This is a genomic window from Barnesiella sp. CU968, assembly GCF_905219685.1.
GTDB classification, from domain to species: domain Bacteria; phylum Bacteroidota; class Bacteroidia; order Bacteroidales; family Muribaculaceae; genus Lepagella; species Lepagella muris_A.
Genome location: NZ_CAJMXD010000221.1, coordinates 1 through 4,984 on the forward strand (window position 1 = coordinate 1; position 4,984 = coordinate 4,984).

General features: G+C 53.8%; 5 protein-coding genes. 1 reads left to right on the forward strand and 4 read right to left on the reverse strand.

Going from position 1 to position 4,984, the window contains the following annotated elements; genetic code table 11:
- Positions 1 to 43: 43 nt before the first annotated feature.
- A complete protein-coding gene (locus JX312_RS09045; RefSeq protein WP_204457772.1) occupies positions 44 to 1,591 on the forward strand; it encodes a hypothetical protein in 1,548 nt (515 codons plus the stop codon).
- Here the strand turns inward: JX312_RS09045 and meaB are convergent.
- From meaB to JX312_RS09065, 4 genes are all read right to left on the reverse strand, one after another.
- Positions 1,567 to 2,661 carry a methylmalonyl Co-A mutase-associated GTPase MeaB gene (gene meaB, locus JX312_RS09050; protein ID WP_123403266.1) on the reverse strand — a complete coding sequence of 365 codons (1,095 nt, stop codon included), beginning with the start codon at positions 2,659 to 2,661 and terminating at the stop codon, positions 1,567 to 1,569. The genes JX312_RS09045 and meaB overlap by 25 nt on opposite strands.
- Before the next feature lie 55 nt (positions 2,662 to 2,716).
- On the reverse strand, positions 2,717 to 3,793 hold the full coding sequence (locus tag JX312_RS09055) for a DUF1573 domain-containing protein (RefSeq protein WP_204457773.1): 1,077 nt from the start codon (positions 3,791 to 3,793) through the stop codon (positions 2,717 to 2,719).
- A gap of 5 nt (positions 3,794 to 3,798) precedes the next feature.
- Positions 3,799 to 4,215 carry a DUF1573 domain-containing protein gene (locus JX312_RS09060; RefSeq protein ID WP_204457774.1) on the reverse strand — a complete coding sequence of 139 codons (417 nt, stop codon included), beginning with the start codon at positions 4,213 to 4,215 and terminating at the stop codon, positions 3,799 to 3,801.
- Positions 4,216 to 4,312: 97 nt separating this feature from the next.
- On the reverse strand, positions 4,313 to 4,984 hold a 672-nt coding region (locus JX312_RS09065; protein ID WP_204457775.1), incomplete at its 5' end, for a hypothetical protein.

The following is a 4,984-nucleotide window of genomic DNA, read 5'->3' on the forward strand; positions in this document are numbered from 1 at the left end:
AAGAGGCGCGGATGCATAGGAGGGCGGCGTTTCCTGGAATGACGTGACGGGACCGCGGAGACCGAAGGCTCCGGCTGCGTTTATCGCGACTTATATGGATTATTCTCCCGGTTATGGAATGCTTGTGACCAATCATGGTTATGAGCCTGAATTGTGGTGCAATATACCGATTAATCCCCCTTTGCTGTCGAGCCTGAAAGGGAGGGACTGGACAATCCTGTCACATGCCTATCATGCTCCGGCGTCTGTCCGCGGCAATGAGTCGTTGGGAAATACTTATCGGTTGAACATCAACCGTTTTCCTTTGCCTGACCCCAACGGACTGCTTGTGGATCCTCTGGACCGGCGGATGATTGTTTGCGGATCGATGTTCGGTGGAATCATGTTTCAGGATCTTTCCGACATAGACAGGGATGTGATCCGCTTTGCCGCGGACAACGACCTTTTCCGTGATTTCCCGGGTTTCGTAGCGGCGATGCCGACGCAGACCTGGGGTACACTGAGCTGCCTGTCTCCCCCTGTGTGCGATAGCGGCAATGTAATATGGTCTTTGTTCTCGAATGCATTTGAGGCGGGCGGTCCGCATCCTCGGGCGCAGCTGAAATATATCACGGAGGAAAGCCGACGCGCGATATATTCGTCGGCTCCGGAGAATGTGGCTTCGTTAAAAAACTGGGAGACCATAATGCTTCCGGTCGATAACTTCCCGGCGTGGAGTTGCAAGGTTGCGGCGGCACGTCATCACGGAAATGAGAATCTGATTGTTGTCTGCATGAACAATTACGACGACAATATAATCATACTTGATCACAAGGGCACGCCTGGCGACATATCGGACGATGAATACCGTATCTTTTCCGCGATAAGGGATTCTGCGGGGCAACTTTCCGAATTCGCCCGTATCAACAATATCGTAGAGGATCCGGTTACAGGACTGATGCTTTTGTCAACAATCGAAAAGACACTTGTTTTCAATCCGCGTTCGGAACTCGCAGACGGGTATATGCCCGGCGGGACTTTGCGTCTTGACGGTGGGAAAGCCGGTGACATCATCCCCGATGCATGTCATGTAAACAAGATTGTATTCGACACTGCGGGAAGAATGTGGATCGGAACAAACAACCAGGGTGTCGTGGGCGTATCTGCCGACAGGAAGAGTGTCGTGGCAAGATACAGGGCATCTGACTCACCGCTGCCGTCGGATTGTGTATACGGTCTTGGCTGGAATCCTGACAGCGGTTCCCTTATGGTATCCACGAAACTCGGACTTGCAGAGGTTTTCCCGGATGTTAGTGCGGAGGCTGTGTCCGGCTCCGGTTCGCCGTCGCTGAGCATGACGCATGTCACTCCCGGTTACAACGGTTCGGTAGAGATCAGGAATCTGTCTTCGGGGAAAGACATCGTGATCCGCGACAACAGGGGGCGCACGGTCAGACACCTGCGCAACGGAAGCGCAAGGTGTGTTGTCTGGAATCTGAAAGATGAATCCGGGGAGCGGGTGCCCGGAGGGGTCTATGATATCTCCGTTTCCGATGCGGAATCCCTCACACTGGTTGTGATGAGCGGTTATTCGCGGAGCATCGAGAAGTAGCGGTGGAGCACATCGTGGGCGGCTGTGAACGAGCTTTGCTCATTGTTGAGCACGCGGAGTTCTTTCTGCTCCAGAAGGGCGCGTATTTCCGGCTGACGGTAGAAATTATGACGCAGTTCCTCGTTGATGGTCTCGAACATCCAGTATTTTGCCTGTTCGTTGCGTTTGCGTTCGAAATAACCGGTCTCTTTGACGTATTCGAAATAACGGTCTATCATATCCCACACCTTGTCGATGTTCAGCTCGAAATAACCGCTGTAGGTCACGACCTCCGGCACCCATTTGCTCGGTGTCGGCGGGAAGAGGTGCAGGGCGTTGCGGAATTGTGCCGCCGCGAGATTGGCGCGTTCCACATTGTCGCCGTCCGCCTTGTTTATCACTATTCCGTCCGCCATCTCCATGATGCCGCGTTTGATGCCTTGCAGTTCATCGCCGGTGCCGGCAAGCTGGATGAGCAGGAAGAAGTCTACCATCGAATGCACGGCAGTCTCGCTTTGTCCGACGCCTACTGTCTCGACGAAGATATTGTTGTAGCCCGCTGCCTCGCACAGCACTATCGTCTCGCGGGTCTTGCGTGCCACTCCTCCCAGTGAGCCTGCCGAAGGACTGGGGCGTATGAATGCATCGGGATGCTGCGACAGTTTCTCCATACGGGTCTTGTCGCCCAGAATGCTGCCTTGTGTGCGTTCGGAACTCGGGTCTATGGCGAGAACCGCCAGCTTGCCTCCCTGCCGCAGCACGTGGAGACCGAACACATCTATGGAGGTCGATTTTCCCGCCCCGGGAACCCCGGTGATTCCGATTCTGCGTGATTCGCCGGAATAGGGGAGACATTTCTCTATTACCTCCTGGGCGAGTGCCTGGTGCTGTTCCGCCGTGCTTTCGACAAGTGTCACCGCCTGTCCGAGAATGCTGACATTCCCTTTGAGAATACCTTCCACATAGTCAGAGGCGGTAAGTTGGGGTCTGCGCCTGCCGGGGCGGCGATACGGATTGGTGATAGGCTGCGAAGTGACTCCGGAATTTACCTGAAGTCCTTTGTATTCGGTATTGTTTTCTGGGTGAATCATTGCAGTTGGTGAGGAGCGGGTTTTATGAGTCAGGTTTGGTATTATTCTTATGGTGTCATTCTTTTATTCCCACAACGGAAACCGTGCGTGCGGGATGAAGCGGGTCGTTGCAGAGAATCTCTATCTTAAGATTGAATGCTCCCTGCGGCAGGCTGCTGAAATCAAGCAATCCTTCGGTTTCAGCCGATTTACCCCCTTTTATTACGGTGGGTCGCCGTGTTATCTTTATGGCTTCGGATCGCGAAAAGATTCTGTTTATCCTCATTTCGGCTTTGCCTTCGTTCCGGATTGCGAATCTGAATCCCACCGGTTTTCCGGCGGAGCTTACGAGTGTGCCGAGATCTATCCTGTCGGGTGCCGCATAACATCGCGGGGCATCATTGACCTCTTCAGGAGTCATGCCGGAGAAGTCGGGGTGTAGGTCGGCGGTGAAAAGCACTTCTGTCTCCGGAGACCCCGGTTTGCTGTCGGAAATGATTCGCACCGGGATTTCCAAGGGCCCCATCTCTGTTCTCTGGCGTGAGTTGAAATAGAAACTGAGAGTCACGATGTCTCCCGGACCAACGGCTTCGGATGATGACGACACGCTGAGCGACGGATCGTCGGAGACCCAGGAGGGACGGATCGTGTCGGCTGTCTGGTTGTAGCCGTTAAGAAAAAAATGGCGTGTTTTGCCATAGGTCACTTCGCCTGCCGCCATTCTCTTTTCTGAAAGGCGCAGCGGTCCTGCTTCCACAGGATAGAGGGTGGAGAGGGATTCGGGGGTGCCGAGCACATTGCCGCGTATGCGGATTGTGGCAATGTCGAAATCGCCGATATATACACGTATCGATTTCTCGAATCTTCCCGGACGTCCGAGGGGGTTGTATGTGAAAGAGAACTTCACTGTGTCGCCCGGTGCGATGGGGTCGTCCGGATAGGCAACGCCGGTGCAGCCGCAGCTCGGTCGCGCTCCCGTGATCACCGCTTCTTCGGGACCGGTGTTGACAAGACGCACGCTCCCCGTCTTCGGTCCGGCTTCCTCTTTCATTAGCCCGAAGTCATATTCTTTTTCAAGCCAGACTATCTCGCCGCGTGCGACTGCCGGAACCAGCAGCGCAAGGAGCATGGACAACAAGACGGTTCTTCTCATCCTGTTTATTTTTTCGAGGTTTTGTTGGGATTGACTACCCCGGTGATTTTAAGCACTTTCATTTTCGGGGAACCGTTGCTTTTGACCTTCACATTCTTGGTGAAGCCGCCCAGATATCCCTTTGGGATGAAATTTACCTTTATTTTTCCGCTTTTCCCCGGAGCTATGGGTTTTTTAGGAAACTCGGGGCGGGTGCAGCCGCAGTCGGCTTTGGCACTGGTGATGACCAGCGGCGCGTTGCCCTGGTTTGTGAATTCGAACTCAGTCGAGACAACTCCCTTGTCATCGGAAATTATGCCGAAGTCATGGGATTCAGTGACGAATGCTATGAGTGCGTTACCCTCTGTGTTCTTTTTCTTTTTTGCCTCTGCGGGTGCTATGGCGAGCAGTGCGAGCAGAGTCACAAGAATCATTTTTTTCATAACCTTAACATTTATGATACTTCCGGAAAGTCCGCCGATTGTCCGAATACGGGTCTGTTTCCTTTCGTGGAAGTCGATTTACATGCAAAATTAATAATTATCTTGAAATCTTTAACCGCAAATGCGGGGGTAAAGTTCGATAATATCTGTTCCATTCCTGGCGGTAGACGCTGTCGCGGTGCGAGAATACCCCGGCGCGCCGCCTGAATTTCTCCGACATTGCGCGTAATGAGGGGTCTCTGGAGGTTCTGAGCGAGTCGGAGAGTGCCACAAAGACTGCGTGAATCTCTTTCCGTGTGTTGAATATGGTGTCGGAGTCATGCACTGAGGAATATGTGTCGGGGTCTTCTCCCATCAGCGAATCGGCGGCGGTTGCCAGCCGTGTGGCTGTCGCGAGCCTGCCGGCGTTCACCATGTCTTTTGTGGCGGCAAGGAGTCCGGCGCGGTGAAAGCTTACCTGACCGGCGGGGGCGCCGTCGAGATAGACATCGCGGCTCAGGTCGTTGGGGGCGCGGAGTTTGCGCAAACCTTGCAGGTAATCTCTCTCTCTCTCTGCAGGTGTGGAGCGTCCGTAATATCTGGCAAACAATCCCGGGGATGTCTCTTGCTCTATTCCGATATAATGTCTGACAGGGAGGGTGCGGTGCCAGTAGACCGGGCGGGGTCGGGGAGAGGAGGCATTTGTGGCTATGATGTCGAACATTATCAGCTTCCGGAAATCCAGTGATCTCCCGCCGGGTGTCTTGCTGAGATTACCGACATTATACAC